This window comes from Amphritea opalescens (genome assembly GCF_003957515.1).
Classification (GTDB): domain Bacteria; phylum Pseudomonadota; class Gammaproteobacteria; order Pseudomonadales; family Balneatricaceae; genus Amphritea; species Amphritea opalescens.
This window is the reverse complement of record NZ_RQXW01000002.1, coordinates 154,267-177,390: the sequence shown is the minus strand read 5'-3', so window position 1 is coordinate 177,390 and position 23,124 is coordinate 154,267. Positions and strand designations below refer to the sequence as shown.

The window sequence follows — 23,124 nt, the reverse complement described above, 5'->3', positions numbered from 1 at the left end:
GTACCTCGATTATGCTCAGCCAGTTAATTCACACCCTTCCCGCAGCTATCCAACCCAGTGCCATACGCAATCTCGATAAAGTATCCGAGGCGCTAAGCCATTGCCCCGAGCAAAGCGACGCGGTTTATAACGACCTGATCCGAGTATTGGTCGGTAGCGATTATGTTGCGGATCAACTGGCACGCTCACCCATGTTATTGGCCGAACTACAACAACATAACGATCTCTACCGCGCTTATCCGACCGGTGAATATCAACAACAGCTATCGCGGCTATTAATAAGCGTAGACAACGAAGAGCAACTCCACCACCAGCTAAGACAGTTTAGGCAGCGAGAGATGGTCCGCATCATCTGGCGGGACCTCACCCGCGCCGTTGACATGCGAGCCACCACCGCCGATCTATCGGCATTAGCCGATGCCTGCATCGATGAAGCGCTGAAATGGCTCTATAACGATTGCTGCAACAAGTGGGGCACACCACACTCCTCACCCGCCGAAGGCCTACCGGCACAACCTCAGCAACTGGTTGTGGTAGGCATGGGCAAGCTCGGCGCACACGAGCTTAACCTGTCATCGGATATCGATCTTATTTTTACCTATCCGGAAAAAGGCATGACCGAAGGTGGCCGCCGCGTACTGGCTAATCAGGATTTCTTTAGCCGTTTAGGCCAGAAGCTAATTCAAGCACTGGATAACATCACCGCCGATGGTTTTGTCTTTCGCACCGATATGCGCCTACGCCCCTACGGTGCTAGCGGCCCACTAGTCTGCAGTTTTCCGGCGATGGAAGATTACTATCAAACACAGGGGCGGGATTGGGAACGCTACGCCATGATCAAAGCCCGCGTGGTCGCCGGTGACCAACAAGCGGGAGCCGAGCTGTTAGAGATGCTACGGCCCTTTGTCTACCGTAAGTATATCGACTTTAGCGCCTTTGATTCTCTCCGCTCGATGAAGGAGATGATCAACAAAGAGGTGCGCCGCAAAGGCCTGCAAGGTAACGTCAAACTCGGGGCCGGCGGAATTCGTGAGGTAGAGTTTATTGCCCAAGCCTTCCAACTGATTCGTGGCGGCCGTGATCCACGCTTACAGCAGCGGGAGTTACTGAATATCTTACCGCTCCTACCCGAAACCGTGGGCATGCCCGCAACCGCGATCAGCGAGCTAACCGGCGCCTACACCTTCTTACGCAACGCCGAACATGTGATTCAGGCGGTTGCTGACCGGCAAACACAGGAACTCCCCACCGATGCGACCGGCCAAGCCCGCATGGCCTACAGCATGGGTTTTGATGATTGGGAGAGTTTTATGGCGGAACTGGTCCACCAGCGAGGCCGAGTTACCGAGCACTTTGCCGATGTTATTGCGCCCGCAGACGAGAATCCGCAGCAGGACGATCACAACAGTGACTGGCTACTGCTGTGGAACAGTGAATTTGAAACCGAAGAGGGCGAAGCCTTTTTTGCCCAACATGGATTAGATAATCCCCAACAGGCGTGGCAAGCCTTTAATCACCTGAAATCTAGCCGCTCGGTTCAAGTGATGCAGGCGGTCGGGCATGAGCGGTTACTGGCGGTACTCCCCAAACTGATGACGGAAATATCCGCGGTGGAAAACGCCAGCGACACCCTCGAACGGGTGCTGTTGCTCATTCAAGCCATCATCCGCCGCTCATCTTATCTGGTGTTATTAGCGGAAAACCCCGATGCGATGAAACAACTAGTGCGGCTCTGTTCTGCCAGCGCTTGGTTTAGTGAGACCCTCACAAAACAACCGGTGCTACTCGATGAGCTGATTGATCAACGCAGCCTCTATTCGCCCCCCTCCAAAGAGACTCTGCAATCGGATCTACGCCAACAACTGCTGCGCATCCCAGAAGAGGATGAAGAGCAGTTGATGGACACCCTGAGATACTTTAAGAGCGCCCATGTCCTCAGTGTCGCCGCCTCGGATATTACCGGCGCCCTGCCACTGATGAAAGTCAGTGATTACCTCACTTGGCTGGCGGAAGTAATTCTCGAAGTGGTACTGGATATCGCTTGGCGGCAACTGTCCGATAAGTATGGCGTGCCGATGCGTGCGCCGGGCATCCCTTGTGACCCTGATTTTATCATCGTCGGTTACGGCAAAATGGGCGGTATCGAGCTGTCCTATGGCTCCGACCTAGACCTCGTGTTTATTCACGATGCCGATACCAGCTTATATACTGAGGGCAAAAAGTCGATCGCCAACGCCGTCTTCTTTACCCGCTTAGGGCAAAAAATCATTCATATCCTGAATACCTTTACCACCGGCGGCTATCTCTACGAGGTCGATATGCGCCTGCGCCCTTCGGGTAAATCGGGCTTATTGGTCAGCTCACTTAAAGCCTTTTCTGAATATCAGCAAAAAGAGGCTTGGACCTGGGAACATCAGGCACTGGTGCGTGCGCGGGTGATTGCTGGATCGACTAAATTGAAGCATCAGTTTGAACAGGTGCGTAGGACGATACTAAGCCAACCGCGGGACCTAACGACGCTCTCGACTGAAGTAATCAACATGCGGGAGAAAATGCGCGATCATCTCGGCACATCCGAACAGGAGAGTGATGCGTTGTTCAATCTAAAACAGGATCGCGGTGGCATTGTCGATATCGAGTTTATAGTGCAATACAGCGCCTTAGCCTACGCCCACCAATACCCCGATTTAATCGACTATACCGATAATATCCGCATATTGGATGCCATGGAAAGAAACGCTGTCATCTCTACAGAGGATGCACAGACACTCAGAGAAGCCTATAAAGACTATCGTTCAGTGGGACACCGACAGGTGCTGCAGGGACGCACCAACACGGTTAGCGCCAATGAACTAGAGGAGTACCGCCAAGAGGTTATACGCATCTGGAAATCTCAGTTAAATGCTTAAGGCTCCGCGCTAGCGAGTGACATCCCAAAGGCTAACCAACAGCCCTAACGAAAAACCCCGCCAATGCGATAAACATTGGCGGGGTTTAAACTATAAGCTTGATACGACTATAGCGTCTCGCTACATCCCTTTAACATCGACAACACCATCATTCTGCAAGAAATCCGTATCATCCTGTAGGTAGAAGCCTGAATCCTCGGTGCCGCCGTCAAGTTCGGGGTTCGTCGCCGCATTTAACTTAATCATCAAACGCAGATCATTCGGTGAATCCGCATGCGCCAGTGCCACATCGTAACTGATGGTGCCATCTTTATACTCTTGAAAGAGTGCCTGATCGAAGGTCTGCATACCGAGGTTAGTCGATTTACTCATCACCTCTTTCATCTCATGCACCTCACCTTTACGGATAAGATCCTGCATCAGTGGCGTATTAATCATCACTTCAACCACCGCCCGACGCCCCTTACCATCTTTGGTTGGCAGCAACTGCTGCGCCACAATCGCCTTGAGGTTCAGGGAAAGGTCCATCCAAATCTGTGAGTGATGTGCCGGCGGGAAAAAGCTGATAATGCGGTCTAACGCTTGGTTGGCATTGTTTGCGTGCAGTGTCGCCATACACAGGTGGCCGGTCTCGGCAAAGGTTAACCCGTAACCCATGGTATCCGAACTCCGAATCTCACCCATCAAAATAACATCGGGCGCCTGACGCAGGGTATTCTTGAGCGCAATTTCAAATGACTCGGTATCCAGCCCGACTTCCCGCTGGGTAATCACGCTTTGCTTATGTTCGTGAACATACTCAATAGGGTCTTCAATGGTGATGATATGACCCGCGCTATTCGCATTGCGATAATCGATCATCGAAGCTAAAGAAGTTGATTTACCGGTACTCGTACCACCAACAAAGAGTATCAACCCCCGCTTAGTCATGGCGAGATCTTTTAAAACCGACGGTAGGTTAAGCTCTTCCATGGACGGAATATAGGTATTGATGCGCCGCAACACCATACCGGGAGAGTTACGCTGAAAGAAAGCACTAACCCGAAAACGGCCGATCCCGTGAGCACTGATCGCAAAATTACACTCATGGGTGCCTTCAAATTCGGCTAATTGCTTGTCATTCATTGTGCTAAAGGTCAGTTCACGTGCCTGAACCGGCTTCAGTGATTCCTTCGTTAACGCCTTAATAGTGCCGTCAACCTTAATACTAGGACGGGCGCCAGCGGTAATAAACAGATCCGAGGCTCCCCGGTCCGCCATCACCTTCAATAGTTGGGTAATATCCACAAACACCGCTCCGTATTAGAAATTCGTAGGATTCAGGGCTTTACTACGTGCAGCTTCACGGGTAATTACACCTTTTTTCACTAGGTCCGCCAGTGACTGATCCAAGGTCACCATACCAAAACCGGCACCGGTCTGAATCGCCGAATACATCTGCGCTACCTTATCTTCACGAATCAGGTTACGTATCGCCGGGGTGCCCACCATAATCTCATGGGCCGCCACTCGGCCACCTTTCGGCTTTTTCAGCAGTGTCTGGGAGATAACACCTTCAAGGGATTCCGACAGCATCGAACGCACCATCGATTTCTCAGCCGCAGGAAACACATCGATAATACGGTCAATCGTTTTAGCCGCAGAGGTGGTGTGCAGGGTACCAAATACCAAGTGGCCGGTTTCCGCCGCGGTTAACGCCAGACGAATTGTTTCGAGATCTCGCATCTCACCCACGAGGATAATATCCGGGTCTTCACGTAACGCTGAACGCAGTGCCTCATCAAACCCAAGTGTATCTCGGTGAACTTCTCGCTGGTTCACTAGGCACTTCTTGCTCTGATGGACAAATTCGATCGGGTCTTCAATGGTCAAAATATGTTCATTGCGGGTATCGTTGATGTAATCCACCATCGCCGCCAAGGTCGTACTTTTACCCGAACCGGTCGGGCCGGTCACCAGCACCAAACCCCGAGGATTTTCCGCTAGATTGCGAAACACTTGCCCCATACCCAGGTCGTCCATGGTCAAGACACGACTAGGGATGGTCCGAAACACGGCGGCCGCACCACGGTTTTGGTTAAATGCGTTCACACGAAAGCGGGCCAAGCCCGGCACTTCGAATGAAAAGTCGGTCTCAAACCGCTCTTCATAATCCTTACGCTGCCGATCGTTCATGATGTCGTAAATCAGCGTATGAACCTGTTTATGTTCAAGAGAAGGCAGCTTAATCCTGCGGACCTCACCATCAACCCGGATAACCGGAGGCATTCCCGCGGTGATATGGAGGTCGGATGCTCCCTGCTGAACGGTAAAAGATAAAAGTTCTGTAATATCCATGGCTTCTCAGGTGTTTAGGGAGCCGCCCAGCAGCTCCGTTGATTATCTGTAAGCGTCACAGCCTTAATGAAACAGGCTTAACAAATCGCGCATGACTCTTCCCATCATAAAAGCAGTCACCCTGCTTATAAAGGCCTTAACCCTTATTTGGATCAGCTTTTGGGATGATTTACCGCAAAACGGAGAAAAACCACCCTAACTTCAAACGAACAGCCCTCAACCCAACGGCAAATATTCACGGGTTAATTCGGGTTCTCTGATATGATATAGCCCTAACCCTAACGGGTTGCAGCGTATAATATAAGTATTGTATATCCGTTTTATCAGAATCATTCATCATAGCCAATCGCTAGTTATTACAATATGACACAGATAACAGATCGTCTCGACCAGCTTCGTACACAAATTGCCGCTGCCGCAGAACAAGCACAACGACCTTCACACAGCATAAAACTGCTAGCCGTGAGTAAAACACGACCGGCCGATGAGCTACGCCAAGCCTGGTCCGACGGACAGCGGGATTTCGGCGAAAACTATCTACAGGAAGCCCTAGATAAGATCGATGCGCTCCGTGATTTAGATATCTGCTGGCACTTTATTGGACCGATACAGTCGAACAAAACGCGGCCCATCGCTGAAAATTTTAGCTGGGTACACAGTGTTGACCGTTTCAAGGTCGCTCAGCGGCTCAATGATCAACGCCCTGCCGGCACGCCCCCTTTAAATATCTGTCTTCAGGTCAACATTAGTGAAGAGGCTAGCAAATCAGGGGTTCTGCCTAGCGAGCTCGTTGCATTAGCGACTCAAGTCGCCACCTTGGAGAATATCCATTTACGTGGGCTGATGGCGATTCCGGCCAGCAGTGATGACCCTGAGCGCCAGCGAGCGCCATTTGCCCAGATGCGTGAATTACTAACAAGGCTACAACAGTTGTTGCCTAACGCGCCCCTCGATACACTCTCAATGGGAATGTCGAGTGACATGGAAGCGGCGATTTTGGAAGGTGCAACGATGGTACGCATCGGTACGGCGCTGTTTGGCCCTCGGGATTACAGCCACTAGGCCATAAAACCTAAAAAGTTAACTTTACAGATAATTTAAAGATCAGGAATTTAATGTGAGCACACAACCAACACTGGCATTTATCGGCGCAGGCAATATGGCTCGGGCGATCATGGGCGGACTGATCAGTAACGGCTATCCCGCCGCTAATATCTGGGCCACCGGCACCCAACTAGACAAAATGGCTGACCTTAAACAGCAAGGCCTGCATACCACCACCGATAACAACGCCGCCGTCGCCGCAGCGGATATCGTTATCCTTGCGGTGAAACCTCAGATATTAAAAACCGTGGCTCAATCGATGGCCGCTGTGGTACAACAGCATCAGCCTCTGATCGTATCCGTTGCTGCGGGTATCCTTTGCCACAGCCTAGAGCAATGGCTCGGCGGAAATATTGCACTGGTACGCTGTATGCCAAACACCCCTTCACTGGTACAACAAGGGGCTAGTGGTCTTTATGCTAATCCACAGGTTTCAGCGACTCAGCGCCAACAGACTGAACAAGTAATGCAAGCCACGGGGTTAGCCCTATGGGTCGATAAGGAACCACTACTGGATGCGGTCACAGCGGTATCCGGCAGTGGCCCGGCTTATTATTTTTTAATCATGGAATCGATGATCGCCGCTGGCGAAAAACTGGGACTGAGCCGAGAAGCCGCCCAACAACTGACGATTCAGACCGCCCTTGGTGCCGCCGACATGGCACGCCAGAGCGATGTTGAGCCCGCCGAGTTGCGCCGCCGCGTCTGTTCGCCGAACGGTACTACCGAACAAGCGATTAAGACCTTCATCGCTCAAGGGCTGCCAGAGATCATCGATAATGGCATGCAGGCCTGCAGCAATAGAGCACAAGCGATGGCTGAAGAACTGGGTAAATAACCAGATGATATAAAAAGCCTTTCTTCGGTTCATAGTCACCTAGAAAGGCTCTATACTCTGAGCAGTATTGCAGACAAGAATTTAACTCAAACAGATACTTTCCACAGGAACAGAGACAATGGGATCGGATCCTCTCAGTTCAATCATTCAGCTGTTCGGCCAGCTATATGCGTTTATTGTAGTGTTACGCTTTTTACTACAGGTCGCCAAAGCCGATTATTACAACCCGATTTGCCAGGCAGTTGTTAAGATTACAGCGGTGCCATTAGCACCCTTGCATCGCATCTTGCCACGCCCAGCTAACATCGACATGTCTCCGCTGATTCTGGCGTTTGTTATCAACATTGCCACCTGGGCCGCTATCCTGCTGTTTAAGGGGCAGAGTATTGGCGAGAACTTCACCGCCATGTTGGTACTGTCGGGCGTTGGCGTACTAGACACCATTTTAACCATCTATTTTTATGCGGTTATCGGCTCCGTGATTATCAGCTGGGTCGCGCCAGGCAGCTACCATCCTGGCCCGCAACTGATTACCCAACTGACTGAACCTGTGTTTGGCCTGGCACGCAGAGTGATTCCCTCGCTTGGCGGCCTAGATCTATCACCCATTTTGATCTTTTTCGTGATCCAGATCGCCCGCTCACAGCTCAGTAGTCTGACCCATTTTCTGCTCTGAGATCGATCATGGCAGACTTTTATACTTGGCAGGATGACAGCCTGATTCTTCGCTGTCACCTGCAACCCAAGGCCAGCAGCGATGCTATTGTGGGCCTGCACGACGATAGTGTTAAAATTCGGATCACGGCACCGCCAATAGAAGGCAAAGCCAATGCGCATCTGATAAAATTTCTCGCTAAGCAGTTTGGCGTGGCCAAAAGTTCAGTCACCATCCTCAAGGGTGAGTTGGGCCGGCAGAAGCGGGTGAAGATTGAACATCCGAAAAAAATTCCTGAACAATTAACGATTGAGCACAATTGAAGTGATACCAAGATCTCTGCATAACGACCGCTCCGCAGGCTATCTGATTCTAGATAACAAAGCACTGCTGTACGAAATGTGAAGCTCGACTCGGTCTGTCAGCACACTTTTTTCGAGTTATTTGCGCTAAGAGAACACTATGCCTCAATCATATCCTCAAGATTCTGTCGGTATCGTTACACCGCAGACTATCCGTTTTGATCAACCCCTATCGTTAGCCTGTGGTCGACAGCTCGACCACTATGAACTGATCATCGAAACCTACGGCACCCTCAATGCCGATGCTTCTAATGCGATTTTGGTTTGTCATGCACTATCCGGTAACCAACACTTAGCCGGTTATAACAGTGCCGATGAAACCAAGCCCGGCTGGTGGGATTCCGCCATCGGGCCTGGCAAGCCGATCGATACCAATACCTTCTTTGTTATCGGCCTGAATAATCTAGGCGGCTGCCATGGTTCGACCGGCCCACAAAGCATCAATCCGGACACCGGCAAACCCTTCGGCCCCGACTTCCCTATTATGACCGTCTCGGATTGGGTTGAGAGTCAGGCTCGGTTAGCCGATCATTTCGGTATTCAGCAGTGGGCTGCCGTAGTTGGTGGCAGCCTCGGCGGCATGCAGGCGCTCCAATGGGCGATCGACTATCCACAGCGATTACGCCACGCTCTGATCATCGCCTCTGCACCAAAACTCAGCGCCCAAAACATCGCCTTTAATGAGGTGGCGCGACAGGCGATCACCCGTGATCCGGATTTTAATAACGGCCATTTTTACGAAAGCGGCAAGGTTCCGAAAACCGGCCTAATGTTGGCGCGGATGCTCGGACACATTACCTATCTATCCGATGATGGTATGCGGGATAAATTCGGCCGTGAACTCCGAGAAGGCAAGCTCAGTTACGATTTCAATCCACAGTTTGAGGTGGAATCCTACCTGCACTATCAGGGTGAACGTTTCTCCACCGCCTTCGATGCAAACACCTATCTGCTGATGACCAAGGCGCTGGATTATTTCGACCCGGCCGCCGACTATGGCGATAACCTAGCCGAAGCCGTCCATAACGCCCAATGTAAATTTATGCTGATCGCCTTTACCTCAGACTGGCGTTTCGCACCGGAACGATCCCGTGAAATTGTCGATGCGCTGGTGGCGGCCGAACGACAGGTCAGCTATGCCGAGGTCGATTCAGACCATGGACATGATGCCTTCCTGATCCCAACCCCACGTTATATGGATATTTACGCCGCCTATATGAAACAAGTGGCCAATGATATTCCCAGCACCGCTAAGGAGAACCACTAATGCGCGCTGATCTCGAGATTATTCAGGAATGGGTCAAACCCGGCAGTAAAGTGCTCGACCTCGGTTGCGGCGATGGTGAACTGTTAGCCTTTTTGCGTCAGCAGAAGCAAACCTCCGGTTACGGGGTCGAGGTGGATCACGACAATATCACCGCCTGTCTCGAAAAAGGGGTCAATGTTATCGAGATCAATATCGATGACGGCCTTGCCAGCATCGATGATCACAGTTTCGATACCGTGATTATGACCCAAGCACTACAGGTCATGACCCGTCCGGATCAGATTGTCGATGAGATGCTCAGAATCGGTAAAGAGTGCATCGTCACCTTTCCCAATTTTGGTCACTGGCGCGCCCGTGGATACCTAGCCTTTCGTGGAAAGATGCCGGTATCAAAGTTCCTGCCCTATACTTGGTACAACACACCCAATATTCATTTCTGTACCTTTAAAGATTTTGAACAACTGTGCGTCGAACGAAATGTTCACATTCTTGACCGCACCGTTGTGGATAACCAACATAAACATCACTGGTCGATCCGCTTATGGCCTAACATGCTAGGCGAAGTGGCCATCTACCGGATCACCCGCTAGGGAGAAAGACAATGCAAGCACTCAGCGTAACCCACGGATTTTTTAGCAAACTATCAGCGACATTGGTGATGGTGGCGGCCCTATTAAGCGCCACGGTCAGCGCCACCGCCAGTGCCGAGCAGATGGTCACCCAGGGTGACTATATGATTCATTACAACGCCTTTAATAGTAGCTTTATTCAACCCGACGTTGCGGCCTCATATGGCCTACAACGGGGCAAGACCAAAGGCATGTTGAATATTTCGGTACTGCAAAAACAGGCGGATGGCAGCACCAAGCCTGTGTCTGCACTTATCTCCGGGGATGTGACTAACCTGATTGCACAAAAGCAAACCCTCACCTTTAAGCCTATTAAAGAAACCGGCGCGCTCTACTATATCGGTGAATTTGGTTTTACCGACGATCAGGTACTGCGATTTGATCTTCAGGTGCAGCCCGATCCCAATATGCCGGCCTATACGATTAAGTTCGAACAACGCTTCTATATCGATTAACCCCTTTAAACGTCCTAAAAAGAAGGCTTCTTAATGTCTCGTCAAATCGTTCTTGCCAGTGGCAATCAGGGTAAACTGAAAGAGTTTAATATGGTGTTGGCTGATTTGGGGGTGGAAGTGCTGCCGCAATCGCAGTTCAATGTGCCGGATGCAGACGAAACCGGCCTTAGCTTTGTTGAGAATGCAATTATCAAAGCCCGCCACGCCTGTCAGCTCACCGGACTACCGGCATTGGCAGACGATTCAGGCTTAGAAGTGGACGCTCTCAACGGTGCGCCGGGGATCTACTCGGCCCGTTTTGCCGGCCCCGATGCAACCGATGCCGACAACAACCAAAAACTGCTCGACATGCTGGCGGGTACGTCACCGGAAGAGCGTAGCGCTCGGTTCCGTTGTCTCTTAGTCTTTATGCGCCATGCCGCCGATCCTACGCCACTGATCTGCCAAGGCAGCTGGGAAGGTAAGATTCTACCGCTCCCTCAGGGCGATCACGGCTTTGGTTATGACCCGCTCTTTCTCGTCCCAGGGTTGGATATTGCGTCCGCTCAGCTACCCGCCGAGCAAAAAAATAAGATTAGTCACCGGGGTCAAGCCGTACAGCAACTGCTCAAAATGATTCCGGCCTACCTCTAAGATGCTCAGCCTGCCACCGCTATCGCTCTATATCCATATTCCTTGGTGCGTGCGTAAGTGCCCCTATTGCGACTTTAACTCCCATGCGGTGACCGGTGAGATTCCGCAACAGCGCTATATCGATGCACTGCTGCGGGATTTAGAACAGGAACTGCCCGGTGTACAAGGGCGCGAGATCGAGACGATTTTCATCGGCGGTGGCACCCCCAGCCTGTTTGATGCCGCGGGGATTCAACAGATACTCACCGGCATTACCGATCGCACACCGCTATCAGCCAACGCTGAAATCACCATGGAAGCGAACCCCGGCACTTTCGAGCAGGAGCGTTTCGCCGGCTTTCGTGCCGCCGGGGTCAACCGTTTATCCATCGGCGTGCAGAGTTTCGATAGCGCGCGATTACAACAGCTTGGGCGGATACATAACGGCCAAGACGCCATCCATGCGGCCAGTAAGGCGCGGGAGATAGGCTTTGATAATTTCAACCTCGACCTGATGCATGGATTGCCAGAGCAAACACCCCAAGCGGCACTGGCCGATCTACAGCAAGCCATCGATCTACAACCAACCCATCTCTCTTGGTATCAGTTGACCATCGAGCCCAATACCGAATTTTTCAGCAAGCCCCCTAACCTGCCCGAAGATGAAGCTCTCTGGGCGATACAGGAACAGGGCCAAGCACTGCTGCAGCAACACGGCTACCATCAATACGAGATCTCCGCTTACAGCCAACCGGGCCGTCAATCACGCCATAACCTTAACTATTGGCAATTTGGTGACTACCTCGGCATTGGCGCGGGGGCGCACGGCAAAGTAAGCTGGCCGGCACAAAACCGCATCAGCCGACGTTGGAAACAACGCCAACCTAAAGCCTATATGAATGCGCTCAACCCCATATCGGGCGAGCAGGATATCAGTCTGCAGGAACGCCCCTTCGAGTTTATGATGAACGCCCTGCGACTCACGGAGGGTGTCGAGGCAAAATTATTCAGTCAGTACACCGGCTTAGCCCTGACGAGTATCGAGCCACTACTGCAACAGGCACGCGATCAAGGCCTATTACTGAAGGACGTTAACCGGCTGGCCCCTTCACCCCAAGGGCGACTCTTCCTGAACGACCTGCTCACCTTATTTCTCGACGAATAGCCTCTTTTTAAGGGGCTCCCTGCAACCCTTTGATCACAAGAATCGGGTAGCCTTCCACGAAAAAATCATCGACACTAGGCCTTCAACTTCATATTTGTGGTGCGAGTGCAGTACCTCCAAGCGTAAAAACCAAGGCCGTCATCGATATCAGAGGCCCCAATGGATAAGCCCCATGCCGGTTAACAGCCTTTCCAACGCCGCGTATTAGCCGCGCTGACCGTTATTTTGCTTGTGCCGGTATTCGGTGTACTTTGGGGTCATCTGTTTTTAGATCAACAGATCGGTTGGCATACCGGCGCACTGATCCTGTTAACGGTTGCAGCATTGATAATCTACTGCAATCCGCTAATACTCCTATGTAAGAGGCGAACCATTGATGGCTGATAACCCAGCGCAAACCTATGAAACCATTGCTGCGGCGATTCGTTATATTCGCCAACATGCCAAACATCAGCCAGAATTGGCTGAGGTGGCCGCGGCTACAGGCCTCAGCGAACACCACCTACAACGGGTATTCAATGCTTGGGCGGGTATATCGCCGAAACGCTTTCTACAATACCTGACGAAAGAACATGCACTGCAATCGCTGAAACACTCGGCGAATAGCCTCACGGCAGCACATGACGCGGGATTATCCGGAGGAAGCCGGCTACACGACCTGATGATCAGTTGCACCGCCATGACTCCGGGCGAAATTAAAGCAGGGGGAGCGGGCGTAGAGCTCTATTATGGCGTTGCCGCTTCACCCTTTGGCTTAGCCTTAGTTGGTTGGACCCATCGGGGCCTATGCTATCTGGCGTTTCTGGATAATGACTCGATCGAGCGGCACGCGGAGCTGTTTAGCCAGTGGCCACAGGCGATCACCATCGCCGATGATGACGGTGCGACAGAACTCTTAGAGAGGGTATTCCCAGCCACCCCTAAACCGGGCAAGCTGCATCTACTACTGCGGGGCACAAACTTTCAGATAAAAGTGTGGGAGGCTCTGTTAAACACTCAATCGGGGCAGTTTTACTCATACTCACAAGTCGCCGCGGCGACCGGCTCGGCAAAAGCCCAGCGAGCGGTGGGTAGCGCTGTCGGCGCGAATAACATCGGTTATATCATCCCCTGCCATCGCGTGATCCGAGAAAGCGGTGACAGTGGTCACTATCGTTGGGGGGCGGAAAGAAAGCAGGCGATCCATAGCTGGGAATATGCGCAAACGAATAACTCAACTAATGGGCCGATCACCTAAGCGTCAGCCTGAGTACACAGCTATTAGCACGCAGCTTTTCACTCTATACCGGCCTGATGACCTTTATAAGCCGTCATCAGATCTAGGCTAATGGCCATCTGAATCAATTCCGATAGTGACTGAGCGGCCATCTTGTTCATCAGATTTGCACGATGCCCTTCAACGGTTTTGCGGCTAATCCCCAATGCGTCAGCAATATCCTGATTCGCCAGCCCTTGGGCGACCTGTTGAAAAACCTGACGTTCCCGTTTGGTGAGCCCCGCATAGCGCTGTTCCACCGCCAGCCGTTGCTGCAGTCTCTCCCGCTGGGCCAAATCCTGTGCCAACGCCTGCTGCACATGATCAAGCAACAGTTGATCATTAAACGGCTTCTCGATAAAGGTGCGGGCTCCTTGGGTCATCGCCGTTACCGCCATATCCACACTGCCATGGCCAGAGATCATAATCAGCGGGATATCGACATGATATTTAGACAGTTTTTGCTGCGCGCTGATACCGCTTAAGCCCGGCATCCGCACATCCATTAAAATACAACCACTGCTGCCCGGCACAAAATTATCCAAAAACGCTTGGGCATGATCGAACGTAACAACATGAAGGCCGACCGATTCAAGCAGCCACTGCAAGGATTCACGCACATCCCTATCATCATCTACAACGTATACTGTTTGTTCAGCCATGACACTCTTATCATCTGTTGATTACTGAGTTTCCAATTCTACTCTGTCGTCACCTTAGACGGCAGTGGGCAACATGAAACTAAACTTCGCGCCACCCGAGACGCGGTTTTCCGCCAGCAATTGACCGCCATGCCGCTCAATCAAAGTACGACTGATGGCCAGCCCCATGCCCAACCCCTTAGGCTTAGTGGTGAAAAACTGTTCAAACAACCGCTCAGAATCACTCGGCAAACCGGGGCCTTGATCCAGCACCGAGATAATCACCTGCCCGCTTTTATCCATTGAAGCCTCCAACCACACCTTCAGTGGCGTTTGATCCTCTTCACGATGGCAGGCTTCTATCCCGTTCAGCAACAAATTCAGGAGTATCTGTTCGAGCTGAATCCGGTCGGCGTAGACTTCTGCGATATTGTCCGGCAAACGGTTTTCTATCACCACATTATGCCGTTTAGCCGCACTGACACAAAAACCGATCAGATCGTTCACCAGCGTATTGAGGGATAACAGCTCGCGTTTCGGCTGACTTTTGCGGGTAAAATCCATCATCCGGCGGACAATCTCGCCGGCTCTTAATGCTGTATCACCAATCCGCGCCAATGGCTGGTCGATATCATTCAACGCCGCATCACGATCCGTTGCTAAACGCCGCTGAATACCCCGTACGTAATTGACCACCGCCGTCAACGGTTGATTGATCTCATGGGCTAGGCCCGTTGCCATCTCCCCCATGGTAATCAACCGCGCCGCATGGTCGATCTCCTGCTGGTATTGCAGCTGTTTCGCTTCGGCCTGCTTGATAGCGGTCATATCTCGGGCAACGGTCGAAAAGTACTCCAACTGGTTATCCAGCGTACGATGCGCTAACACTTCCAACATCACCGGAATAACCCGTTGATTCAGGCGATCACACATCTCAGCTTCGCCATGCCAACTGCCTCGCTCATAGGCTTCAGGCAGGGCTTGCTGCTGTAATAGGGCGTAACTGTCGGCCGTAAACAAACGATTCAGCAGGAGTGGCTCATGACCGCTCACATCCAACCCCAGCGCTTTTCTCGCCGCTTCATTGAGTTGGCTAACACGGTGGTCCGGTGTCACAAAGGCCACCAGGTCACTGCTATGCTCCAACACACTCGCGAGCCGCCGATTAGCCTGCTCTGCGTTGATACGCTGGCTCACATCCCGCGACACAACCAGAATCTCTTTCAACTCATCGGTCACTGGATCTCGAATCGAGCGGCTTGTACTCTCCAGCCAGGTATAATGGCCATCTTTACAGCGAAACCGGTAAGTATGGGTATATAAACCCCGCTCATAACTCACACTCGGCGAGCGCCGTTTAAAATCTTCGACATCGTCGGGATGGTACAACTCATAAGCTGACATACCGACAATCTCATCAACACGATAGCCCAGCAGATGCGTCACCGCCGGTGAGGCATCAATAAAGCGCCAATCGTCTGGGGCATGTCGAGAGATCATGTCGGTAGACTGTTCAGCCATCTCAGCTAACAGTCTATTACGCTCAACGTCAGCAGGCTGCATTAACGCAAAAACTTCATGCTGAAGTCTTTGAATTCAGGCACATCCGAACGTCTCATCCATTCGAAACCGACCATCTCCCGCGTGACTATCTTAACGCCTTCATCACGCATCCGCGCAATCGCATATTCCGTATCCACAGGGTTACGGGCAGAGATGGCATCAGCCACCACATACACGGTTTTGCCTTGTTCCCGCAGACGCAAAGCACTCTGCATCACGCAGGCATGGGCTTCCATCCCACAGAGAACGAAGGTTTCGCAATCCATCGCTTCGAGCCGTGCGTTACACTCCGGCGAATCCACACAGGAGAAAAAGGTCTTGCCGATAAAATCCTCAGCAGGCAGCAGTGTTTTCAATTCCTCGGCTGTTGGACCCACACCCTGTGGATATTGTTCGGTCCCCAGCATCGGCACCCCGACCAACTTCGCTAACTCCATCAGCCAACGACAGTTTTTTACCAACGCTTCACTCTCATGCACACCGGGCAATAATCTTGCCTGCACATCTATAACCAATAGCGCGCACTTCTCTTTGTTAATCAACATCATCTATTTCCTATTCAGACCGGCCGACGATCGACCATATTAGTAGCAACACCTTCAGCAACCACCTTACCTTTCACGGTACAGACCGTTTCCATCACCACGCGACGACGGGCCTCATTGATCTCTATCACCTTGGCCGTTGCTGTCACTGTATCACCAATATGGACCGGTGCTTTAAAGGTGAGTTGCTGATCAACATAGATAGCCCCCGGCCCTGGCATACGAGTGCCCAATACGGCGGAGATCAATGCAGCACTAAACATACCATGGACGATTCGCTGACCAAACATCGTCTGGGCGGCGTACTCCGCATTAATATGCACGGGATTATCATCTCCTGATACCCCCGCAAACAACACCACATCGGCCTCGGTTACCGTTTTTGCATAACTGGCGGTCTGCCCAACCTGTAGATCTTCAAGATAGAAACCGTGTAAATCATCCATTTGTACGTCCTCAAGCATTGTTATTTTTGGCCCATATCATTGGGCTATCGGATAAGCTAGCAGCAGACATTAATGGTTTTTACTTATAAAACCAAGTAAAAACCCTTGGTTTTATTATTCAATCCTGCTAATTTGGCTCGAAATATAAAGGCATCCACCAAATGCTGAGGAGTAATAACAATGACTCAGACCCATATCTCTAAGGAAACACCGACGCTATTGGGGCGCACCATCGGCCACCTGCGACGCATCTGGCGTACCCCGGCTGACAATGCGATGGCGGATGAACTACAGCTAAGCCCAGCGCTAGATTCCGGCGACTCTGAACAACTGATTCAGTGGATGGATGGCTGCCTGATACAGGAGCGTAATGAGGTTACCGCCCGCAACCGTGCAGTGATTCTGGGACGCAGCTATCTAAGACTCAATGAGCAGGGCCGCTGCCGCTTTCTCCTACTGCTGGCGGAACACTATGGTCTGGATAATGAGCGGGTCGAACGCTGTTTTCAGCAGTGGCAAAGTGCCCCCGCCGAACAACGTGCCAACACTATCCAACAATTAAGAGATGCCCTCGATCCTCCGAGATTACGCCTGCTAACCCAGTTTAACGGCTTGCCGGAAGGGGTTAAATTTCTGGTGGATATGCGCGCCGAACTGCTCACGCTGAAAAAAACTTATCCACAACTGGCAGAGCTGGAAGCCGATCTAAAACGTTTGCTCATCGGCTGGTTTGATATCGGCCTGCTGCAACTGGAAGAGATCAACTGGCAATCCAGCGCGGAACGCTTAGAAAAACTGATCGCTTACGAGGCGGTACACGAGATTCAAAGCTGGGATGATCTGAAAAACCGGCTCGACTCCGACCGTCGCTGTTTTGCTTTTTTTCACCCCAATATGCCCAACGAACCGCTAATTTTTGTCGAAGTCGCGTTGGTGCAAGGGCTGGCCGATAATATTCAGACCTTACTCGATGAAGATGCACCGCTGCAGGATATACAGCAAGCCGATACCGCGATTTTCTACTCCATTTCGAATGCCCAACAGGGGCTAGCCGGCATCAGTTTTGGTAACTTCCTGATCAAACGTGTCGTCGCCAGATTGCAGCAGGAATACCCTCATCTGACCCAGTTCTCGACCCTGTCACCGATACCCGGCTTTTGTCGCTGGCTGGAGCAGCAGGAGAGCACTGAACTGGAACAATTACCCGGCGGTAAGCAGTGGCTACAACTGAGCAGCGATATCGAGCTAACCGCACATGAACCACCCGAGGAGGCCCGCGAACCCCTATTAAGCCTTGCCTGCCACTACCTGAGTCAGGTGAAAAAAAGAGGTCACTTCAGTGCCGATCCCGTCACCCACTTCCACCTGAGTAACGGTGCCCAGATAGCCCAATTAAATTGGTTAGCGGATACCTCAACCAAAGGCTTAAAACAGTCGGGCGGCATCATGGTGAATTACCTATATCAACTACCCCATATTGAGTCCCGTAGTCAGGGCTATAACCAACAGGGGGATGTCTCGTTAGCGCCGAGTCTAAAACCGTTACTGAAGCGCTAACGATACCCTTTTATTGGCCTAACCATTCGAGCTCATCATTCCATCTAATCATTGAATAAAAACAATATTCACAGGAGAACAACATGTCACAACGTATAGCAGTCGTCACCGGTGCCAGCGGCGGTTTAGGTGAAGCCATGTGCAAAGCGATGTCCGATCAGGGTCATAAAGTGGTGGGAAGTTATCTGCCCGGCACCGATAGTGAGGCCCAACTCTGGCAGCAAGCGATGCAAACAAAAGGTTATGACATTAGCATCTACCCTCTCAATGTTGCTGATTACGATAGCTGCTGCAGCTTTATTGCAACGGTAGAAAAAGAGGTGGGGCCGATCGATATTCTGGTGAACAACGCGGGCATCACCCGTGATGCACCGTTAAAACGTATGCAGCCTCAGCAGTGGCAAGATGTGTTACGCACAAACCTAGATTCGATGTATAACATGTGTCAGCCCGTCTTCGATGCCATGTGCAGTCGCGGCTTTGGTCGTATCGTCAATATCTCATCTCTGAATGGTGAACAGGGTCAGTTTGGTCAGGCAAATTACTCGGCAGCCAAGGCCGGCATCTATGGTTTTACCAAGGCGATTGCCAAAGAGGGTGCTCGCAAGGGTGTTACGGTTAATGCGGTCTCCCCAGGCTTTATCGACACGCCAATGGTTAGCCAGATACCTGATAATGTCTTGGAATCGATTGTTGCGGGCATTCCAGTGGGTCGACTCGGGCAGCCGGAAGAGATTTCCAGAGCCGTCGCGTTCCTCACCGCCGAAGATGCTGGTTATATCACCGGCACGAACCTATCGGTCAATGGCGGCGAATATATGAGTTAAGCATCCCTTTCTGTTAAGGGCTTCCGCCGCAGAGCCAGGCTGTTACAATTCAATGATGAACGCTACTGATCATCTAACACTGGATCTGCGCAGTTATAGCGCTGAAACAAACCGCCACCAGCATGACTACCATCAGTTAGTGCTGCCGGTGGCCGGTTTACTGGAGATGACGGTCGGGCAACGTTCAGGCAGGGTCTCTTCACAACATGCCGCCGTTATTCCCGCAGGGGAAGCCCATGGTTTTGCCGGCTCCGCCGATAACTGCTTTGTGGTCGCCGATATTCCCGATGCATTGGCACCAGAGTTGGAACGTCTACCCGCCTTTATCCAGCTCTCTCCCGCATTGATGCAATATGTCTGCTTTCTGCACCAACAACTGCAACAACAGCACTCCAGCAGTAGCCAACGTCAGATGCTGCTACTGCTGATCCAACTATTACATGAACAACAAGACGAGCCCCGCCACCTTGATCGGCGCATTACTACCGCCCGCGGTTATCTCGAACAGCACTTTTGTGAGAGGGTCAGTCGGCAACAACTCGCTGCTATCGCCAATCTCAGCACCCGCCAATTAAGCGAACTATTCCGACAACAGCTGGGCATGACACCACAGCAATACCAGATTGAAAAGCGAATGCAGTACGCATGGCAACTGCTAGAGCAGCAACATCTCAGTGTTCAACAGGTTGCCGATGCTTGCGGCTATAGCAGTCTGGCCGCCTTCAGTGATCGATTTCGTAAGCACTTTGATATCTCACCCAGCTATTTTCGCCACTCCGGCAAATAATACCGCCAACTAAAGAAAGCACCCGCCGCATGACATTGATATGCTCATGCCATCCATTTTTGAGTGTTCCGTTATGCACAGTAAAACCATACGCGCCACCCTCATCGGCTCCATCTCTATTTTCCTTTGGGGTACCCTCGCGCTGTTAACCCGTCTGACCGAAGGGCGAATCCCTCCTTTTCAGCTCATGGCGATGACCTTTACACTGGCGTTTCTACTGATGGCCGTTAACTGGTGGCGTCAAGGCCACTCCGGATTACGGCATCTTCGACAACCGGTTCTAGCCTGGGTGTTGGGTGTGGGAGGTTATTTTGGCTACCACTTCTGTTACTTCCTCGCCATGACCAAAGCACCGGCGGTGAGTGTTAGCTTGCTGGCCTATATGTGGCCACTGCTGATCGTCCTGTTTGCGGGGTTACTGCCGGGGGAAAGCCTGCTGAAGCGTCACCTATTCGGTGCCATCATTGCGTTATTTGGTTGTTGGTTACTGATCGGGCAGGGGGCCGACGGGTTTAATCAGCAATATCTCAGCGGCTATCTGCTCGCACTCAGCTGCGCCCTTATCTGGTCGGGTTATTCGGTGCTCAGCAGACTGGTGAAGCAGGTCTCCACCGATGCGGTGGGTTGGTTTTGTGCCGCGACCGCCCTTCTGGCACTAATCTGTCACAGCTTATGGGAAACCACCGTTTGGCCCGCCTCGACCATCGAATGGATCGGCGTCATCGGCTTAGGTATTGGCCCGGTAGGCATCGCCTTTTTTACGTGGGACTACGGCATTAAACATGGCAATCTGCAGCTACTGGGCGTGTTGGCCTATTCGGCGCCGTTGATCTCTGCCCTACTCTTAGTACTGGCTGGACTAGCACCCGCCGATCTCACCCTACTGCTCGCTTGCTTGGCGATAGTGATCGGTTCGTTGATCGCCGGTTATCGCCGCACTCACCGGTCATCTTAAGCGAATCAGTGGGCCTGAATGGGTTTCTCCGGTGTGCCTGCGCTATCGACCGGCTTCGCCTGAATCCATTCAGCCGCCACCATCACCTGCTGTAGCATATGCTCGAATGAGTAACGCTGACCCGGTGGTAAACTGAGAGTAAACCCCTCGCCTTCAGCAGGTAGCATCACGATCAACACCAATTTATTCACGGTTTTAATATCGATACGTTGCACCAAAATGCCCACTTCGCCTAGCGGGTAATCATTGGCGCTCGATTGGTAGGGTGTCGAAAAGTCGGCCTGCTGCACGGCGCCATGTTTTTCAATATCACCTAAGCTTTGCCGTTGTTCCGGCTGTAGGTGACTGGCACTATTTTCGGTGGGAAAGTCATGTTCATTAAACAGCTTGGCAATCCGTAACGCCAAACGACGGGTCCACCAAGCGCGAAACTCTTTGCCATTCTCACTGGCCCGAATAAGAATCCGATCTTCAACAGAGTTGTAGCTCAGGTTTATCTGATTCTGAGGTGCGATGCTTGATCTATCCAGTTCGCTCATATCCGGTCCTATAAGGTTGCTCGGTGATGAGAAGCCGCCGCAATCTGAGCCACACGCTCAGGAATTTCACTCAGGCAGGTGACGGTTTGATCGGCGGGCGCAACCTCTGGCCAAACACCCTGCTTCAGATTCACCCAAATTGCCCACAGTCCTACATTTTTAGCGCCGACAATATCATGGTGTGGATTATCCCCAATGTGGATAACTTGCTCTGGCCGTAACTGCTGCTGATGCAACATCTGTTCAAACATCAACGGATGAGGCTTTTCTTTGCCTACCCCATCGGCATTCAAGGCAAAATCAAAGACATCACCAAGGCCCACGCGATTTACATCGGCGTTACCATTACTTAGCGCACCGATCACATAGCCCTCAGCTTTTAACTGTTCAAGCATACTGCGTGCATGTTCAAACAATTCCACCTGATTACGCGCGGCGATAAACACCTCAAATGCCTGATGAGACAGGGCTACCGCTTGCTCGGCGCTATAACCAGCGTCTAATAAACCGATCTCAAGCTGTTTTAACCGTATTAAGGTGACACTATGACCAATATCAGGAAAAGCTTCTAACGCTCGGTTTTTCAGCTGATCGAAATCGCTCAACTGATAGCAGTTAACAAACAGTTCCGCGTGTTCAGCAAGCCATTGATACAGTGTTTTATTGGCTTCCACGATAACCGGATCAACCGCCCATAGGGTGTCATCTAGATCGAAGGTGATACATTTAATCATCGTCTTGTTCTGCCTTCTTATGCGTCTGTTTATGCGCCCGTGGGTGGGCTTTATCGTACACATCCATGAGATGTCTGAAATCAAGATGGGTATAGATTTGCGTTGTGGAGATATCCGCGTGTCCGAGTAACTCCTGCACGGCGCGCAGATCACCACTGGACTCCAGCATATGACTAGCAAATGAGTGCCGTAAGCGGTGCGGATAAACCTTGCCCTGAGTATGTTGCATCTTAGCGCGCCGGTCGATACGTAGTTGTACGCTGCGGGTGCTAATACGGGTACCCCGTTTGCTCACGAATAGCGCCATCTCTTCGGGCCGCGCCATGCTATCGCGCAAATCAAGCCATCGATCCAGCGCCTGCATCGCTTTGCCGCCAATCGGTAACAACCGCTCTTTAGCACCTTTGCCCAACACACGTAGGCTAGCATCCTGCCAATCAATACTATGTAGATCTAAACTAACCAGTTCTGATAAGCGCAGCCCAGACGAGTAGATCAGCTCTAACATCGCCTGATCACGACTTTCCAGTGGATCGTTTTGATCCGCATCACTATCGAGCAGCTGACTCAGTTGATCGACATCCAATGTCTGCGGTAAGCGCCGTGGGCTTTTTGGCGCCTGAATACCCAGTGCAGGGTTTTGTTGTACCAAGCCTTCCCGATGAAGGTATTTATAGAAACTGCGAATGGCTGAGAGCAGCCGCTGAATACTTTTACCGCCTAAGCCTTCACGGTGAACCCAAGCGACAAAATTACGAATATGTTTAGGTTCGATCCGTGCCCAATCTACCTTGCCATCGGGGAACATCGTGCTGTGCTGTAGATAATCCAGCAGCCGAGCGAGATCACGCTGATAATTACTAAGAGTATGGCGAGAATACTGCCGCTCGCTGCTCAGATAGGTATAAAACCCATCTAAGGCAGCGTTACCTGAACTCATCG

At 51.6% G+C, this 23,124-nt stretch carries 24 protein-coding genes; 15 read left to right on the top strand and 9 right to left on the bottom strand.

All coding sequences use genetic code 11. The features are described 5' to 3' along the window. The first annotated feature begins 11 nt into the window (after window positions 1-11). On the top strand, window positions 12-2,909 hold the full coding sequence (glnE, locus tag EH243_RS03015; protein WP_126157158.1) for a bifunctional [glutamate--ammonia ligase]-adenylyl-L-tyrosine phosphorylase/[glutamate--ammonia-ligase] adenylyltransferase: 2,898 nt from the start codon (window positions 12-14) through the stop codon (window positions 2,907-2,909). 120 nt (window positions 2,910-3,029) lie between these two features. Here the strand turns inward: glnE and EH243_RS03010 are convergent, their stop codons facing one another. Continuing rightward, window positions 3,030-4,196 (bottom strand): PilT/PilU family type 4a pilus ATPase, encoded by a 1,167-nt coding sequence (locus EH243_RS03010; RefSeq protein ID WP_126157157.1) that lies wholly within the window; start codon window positions 4,194-4,196, stop codon window positions 3,030-3,032. A gap of 15 nt (window positions 4,197-4,211) precedes the next feature. After that, window positions 4,212-5,246, bottom strand: coding sequence for a type IV pilus twitching motility protein PilT (locus EH243_RS03005; RefSeq protein ID WP_126157156.1), 1,035 nt, complete (start codon window positions 5,244-5,246; stop codon window positions 4,212-4,214). Window positions 5,247-5,609: 363 nt separating this feature from the next. Between EH243_RS03005 and EH243_RS03000 the strand changes: the two genes are divergently transcribed. The 10 genes from EH243_RS03000 to EH243_RS02950 all read left to right on the top strand — a co-directional run bounded on the left by EH243_RS03000 (window position 5,610) and on the right by EH243_RS02950 (window position 13,570). Further along, window positions 5,610-6,308: a YggS family pyridoxal phosphate-dependent enzyme gene (locus EH243_RS03000; protein WP_126157155.1), complete on the top strand. Its 699-nt coding sequence runs from the start codon at window positions 5,610-5,612 to the stop codon at window positions 6,306-6,308. Window positions 6,309-6,363: 55 nt separating this feature from the next. Then, window positions 6,364-7,188 carry a pyrroline-5-carboxylate reductase gene (proC, locus tag EH243_RS02995; protein ID WP_126157154.1) on the top strand — a complete coding sequence of 275 codons (825 nt, stop codon included), beginning with the start codon at window positions 6,364-6,366 and terminating at the stop codon, window positions 7,186-7,188. A gap of 118 nt (window positions 7,189-7,306) precedes the next feature. Then, complete coding sequence (locus EH243_RS02990) at window positions 7,307-7,864, top strand: YggT family protein (protein ID WP_126157153.1); 558 nt, start codon at window positions 7,307-7,309, stop codon at window positions 7,862-7,864. 8 nt (window positions 7,865-7,872) lie between these two features. Further along, the gene (locus EH243_RS02985) at window positions 7,873-8,166 is read left to right on the top strand and encodes a DUF167 domain-containing protein (RefSeq protein ID WP_126157152.1); all 294 of its coding nucleotides are present in this window, start codon (window positions 7,873-7,875) and stop codon (window positions 8,164-8,166) included. A 139-nt stretch (window positions 8,167-8,305) separates the two neighbouring features. Beyond that, window positions 8,306-9,472, top strand: coding sequence for a homoserine O-succinyltransferase MetX (gene metX / locus EH243_RS02980; RefSeq protein ID WP_126157151.1), 1,167 nt, complete (start codon window positions 8,306-8,308; stop codon window positions 9,470-9,472). Next, window positions 9,472-10,062 carry a methionine biosynthesis protein MetW gene (metW, locus tag EH243_RS02975; protein WP_126157150.1) on the top strand — a complete coding sequence of 197 codons (591 nt, stop codon included), beginning with the start codon at window positions 9,472-9,474 and terminating at the stop codon, window positions 10,060-10,062. The genes metX and metW overlap by 1 nt, the downstream gene beginning before the upstream one ends. Window positions 10,063-10,073: 11 nt before the next feature. After that, entirely contained in the window at window positions 10,074-10,556 is a 483-nt protein-coding gene (locus EH243_RS02970; RefSeq protein WP_126157149.1) for a DUF4426 domain-containing protein, read from the top strand. Window positions 10,557-10,589: 33 nt separating this feature from the next. Next, on the top strand, window positions 10,590-11,189 hold the full coding sequence (gene rdgB / locus EH243_RS02965; RefSeq protein ID WP_126157148.1) for an RdgB/HAM1 family non-canonical purine NTP pyrophosphatase: 600 nt from the start codon (window positions 10,590-10,592) through the stop codon (window positions 11,187-11,189). A gap of 1 nt (window position 11,190) precedes the next feature. Next, entirely contained in the window at window positions 11,191-12,333 is a 1,143-nt protein-coding gene (hemW, locus tag EH243_RS02960) for a radical SAM family heme chaperone HemW (RefSeq protein WP_126157147.1), read from the top strand. Window positions 12,334-12,709: 376 nt separating this feature from the next. Continuing rightward, window positions 12,710-13,570 carry a methylated-DNA--[protein]-cysteine S-methyltransferase gene (locus EH243_RS02950; protein ID WP_126157146.1) on the top strand — a complete coding sequence of 287 codons (861 nt, stop codon included), beginning with the start codon at window positions 12,710-12,712 and terminating at the stop codon, window positions 13,568-13,570. A 38-nt stretch (window positions 13,571-13,608) separates the two neighbouring features. Here the strand turns inward: EH243_RS02950 and EH243_RS02945 are convergent, their stop codons facing one another. From EH243_RS02945 to EH243_RS02930, 4 genes are read right to left on the bottom strand one after another with little or no spacing between them, the layout of a single operon-like run. Next, complete coding sequence (locus EH243_RS02945; RefSeq protein WP_126157145.1) at window positions 13,609-14,250, bottom strand: response regulator transcription factor; 642 nt, start codon at window positions 14,248-14,250, stop codon at window positions 13,609-13,611. A 54-nt stretch (window positions 14,251-14,304) separates the two neighbouring features. Continuing rightward, window positions 14,305-15,792 carry a PAS domain S-box protein gene (locus EH243_RS02940; RefSeq protein WP_126157144.1) on the bottom strand — a complete coding sequence of 496 codons (1,488 nt, stop codon included), beginning with the start codon at window positions 15,790-15,792 and terminating at the stop codon, window positions 14,305-14,307. After that, window positions 15,792-16,337: a hydrolase gene (locus EH243_RS02935; RefSeq protein WP_126157143.1), complete on the bottom strand. Its 546-nt coding sequence runs from the start codon at window positions 16,335-16,337 to the stop codon at window positions 15,792-15,794. Before EH243_RS02935 ends, EH243_RS02940 begins: the two co-directional genes overlap by 1 nt. A 14-nt stretch (window positions 16,338-16,351) precedes the next feature. Next, window positions 16,352-16,783, bottom strand: coding sequence for a MaoC family dehydratase (locus tag EH243_RS02930; protein ID WP_126157142.1), 432 nt, complete (start codon window positions 16,781-16,783; stop codon window positions 16,352-16,354). Window positions 16,784-16,963: 180 nt separating this feature from the next. Between EH243_RS02930 and EH243_RS02925 the strand changes: the two genes are divergently transcribed. From EH243_RS02925 to yddG, 4 genes are all read left to right on the top strand, one after another. Then, entirely contained in the window at window positions 16,964-18,340 is a 1,377-nt protein-coding gene (locus tag EH243_RS02925; RefSeq protein WP_126157141.1) for a malonyl-CoA decarboxylase, read from the top strand. A gap of 83 nt (window positions 18,341-18,423) precedes the next feature. Further along, window positions 18,424-19,167 (top strand): acetoacetyl-CoA reductase, encoded by a 744-nt coding sequence (gene phbB / locus EH243_RS02920; RefSeq protein WP_126157140.1) that lies wholly within the window; start codon window positions 18,424-18,426, stop codon window positions 19,165-19,167. A 52-nt stretch (window positions 19,168-19,219) separates the two neighbouring features. Then, the gene (locus EH243_RS02915) at window positions 19,220-19,954 is read left to right on the top strand and encodes an AraC family transcriptional regulator (protein WP_126157139.1); all 735 of its coding nucleotides are present in this window, start codon (window positions 19,220-19,222) and stop codon (window positions 19,952-19,954) included. 73 nt (window positions 19,955-20,027) lie between these two features. Then, window positions 20,028-20,909 (top strand): aromatic amino acid exporter YddG, encoded by an 882-nt coding sequence (gene yddG / locus EH243_RS02910; protein ID WP_126157138.1) that lies wholly within the window; start codon window positions 20,028-20,030, stop codon window positions 20,907-20,909. Between the two features lie 5 nt (window positions 20,910-20,914). Here the strand turns inward: yddG and EH243_RS02905 are convergent, their stop codons facing one another. The 3 genes from EH243_RS02905 to xerC are packed head-to-tail and all read right to left on the bottom strand — an operon-like array spanning window position 20,915 to window position 23,122. After that, the gene (locus tag EH243_RS02905) at window positions 20,915-21,448 is read right to left on the bottom strand and encodes a hypothetical protein (RefSeq protein WP_126157137.1); all 534 of its coding nucleotides are present in this window, start codon (window positions 21,446-21,448) and stop codon (window positions 20,915-20,917) included. Window positions 21,449-21,456: 8 nt separating this feature from the next. After that, entirely contained in the window at window positions 21,457-22,182 is a 726-nt protein-coding gene (locus EH243_RS02900; protein ID WP_126157136.1) for an HAD family hydrolase, read from the bottom strand. Then, window positions 22,175-23,122 carry a tyrosine recombinase XerC gene (gene xerC, locus EH243_RS02895; protein WP_126157135.1) on the bottom strand — a complete coding sequence of 316 codons (948 nt, stop codon included), beginning with the start codon at window positions 23,120-23,122 and terminating at the stop codon, window positions 22,175-22,177. The genes EH243_RS02900 and xerC overlap by 8 nt, the downstream gene beginning before the upstream one ends. Window positions 23,123-23,124: the final 2 nt, after the last annotated feature.